This is a genomic window from Pseudoalteromonas sp. SWXJZ94C, assembly GCF_015864385.1.
Lineage (GTDB): Bacteria > Pseudomonadota > Gammaproteobacteria > Enterobacterales > Alteromonadaceae > Pseudoalteromonas.
Genome location: NZ_JADYXF010000119.1, coordinates 1 through 1,761, shown reverse-complemented (window position 1 = coordinate 1,761; position 1,761 = coordinate 1). Strand labels below are relative to the sequence as shown.

Below are 1,761 nucleotides of genomic sequence, written 5' to 3'. Positions count from 1 at the left end.
CCTGTTAACGATGCGCCTGAAGCTGTTAATGATGGTCCGTTTACAGTTACAGAAGACACGCCAGCCACTGGTAATGTGCTTACTAATGACACCGATATAGATGGCGATACCCTCGCGGTAACGCAGTTTGTTATTGCAGGTGATACAACGATTTATACCGCCGGAACAACAGCAACCATTGCGGGCGTCGGTGCGTTACTCATTAATGCTGATGGTAGTTTTACCTTCACCCCAGCTACTAATTACACCGGTCCAGTGCCAAGTGCAACTTACACGGTCAGCGATGCTAACGGTGGGATCGATACTGCGCTATTGAGTTTCAATGACATTATCGCTGTCAATGATGCGCCTGAAGCCGTTAATGATGGCCCAATTTCAGTAACAGAAGATACCCCAGCCACTGGTAATGTATTAACCAACGACACCGATGCAGATGGTGATGCGCTTAATGTGACGCAGTTTGTTATCGATGGGGACACCACGGTTTATAACGCCGGAACAACAGCAACAATTGCGGGCGTCGGTGCGTTACTCATTAATGCTGATGGTAGTTTTACCTTTACCCCTGCTACTAATTACACCGGCCCAGTACCAAGCGCAACTTACACCATTACTGATAATAATGGCGGCACAGATATCGCGGTATTGAGTTTCAATGACATTACCCCTGTTAACGATGCGCCTGAAGCCGTTAATGATGGTCCAATTTCAGTAACAGAAGATACCCCAGCCACGGGTAATGTATTAACCAACGACACCGATATTGATGGCGATACTTTAAGTGTTGTCCAATTTGTTATTGCGGGCGACCCTACAATTTACACGGCAGGCGATGCAGCCACCATTACGAATGTCGGTGAGCTTGTCATTAATGCTGATGGTAGTTTTACCTTTACCCCTGCTACTAATTACACCGGCCCAGTGCCAAGTGCAACTTACACGGTCAGCGATGCTAACGGTGGGATCGATACTGCGCTATTGAGTTTCAATGACATTATCGCTGTCAATGATGCGCCTGAAGCCGTTAATGATGGCCCAATTTCAGTAACAGAAGATACCCCAGCCACTGGTAATGTATTAACCAACGACACCGATGCAGATGGTGATGCGCTTAATGTGACGCAGTTTGTTATCGATGGGGACACCACGGTTTATAACGCCGGAACAACAGCAACAATTACAGGCGTGGGTGCATTACTCATTAATGCTGATGGTAGTTTTACCTTTACACCAGATACAAACTATAACGGTCCAGTGCCCAGCGCAACTTACACAATCAGTGATGCAAACGGGGGGATCGATACTGCGGTATTGAGCTTCAATAATATTACCCCTGTTAACGATGCGCCTGAAGCCGTTAATGATGGTCCAATTTCAGTAACAGAAGATACCCCAGCCACTGGTAATGTATTAACCAACGACACCGATGCAGATGGTGACACGCTTAATGTGACGCAGTTTGTTATTGCAGGTGACACCACGGTTTATAACGCCGGAACAACAGCAACAATTACGGGTGTGGGGAGTTTATTAATAAACACCAATGGCACCTTTACCTTCACCCCAGCGGCTGATTATAACGGTCCAGTACCAAGCGCAACTTACACCATTACTGATAATAATGGCGGCACAGATATCGCAGTATTGAGTTTCAATGACATTACCCCTGTTAACGATGCGCCTGAAGCCGTTAATGATGGTCCAATTTCAGTAACAGAAGATACCCCAGCCACGGGTAATGTATTAACCAACGACACCGAT

At 46.5% G+C, this 1,761-nt stretch carries 1 protein-coding gene; it reads left to right on the top strand.

Going from position 1 to position 1,761, the window contains the following annotated elements; genetic code table 11:
* The coding region (locus I6F65_RS21250; RefSeq protein WP_197114814.1) for an Ig-like domain-containing protein at positions 1–1,761 on the top strand (1,761 nt) is incomplete at both ends.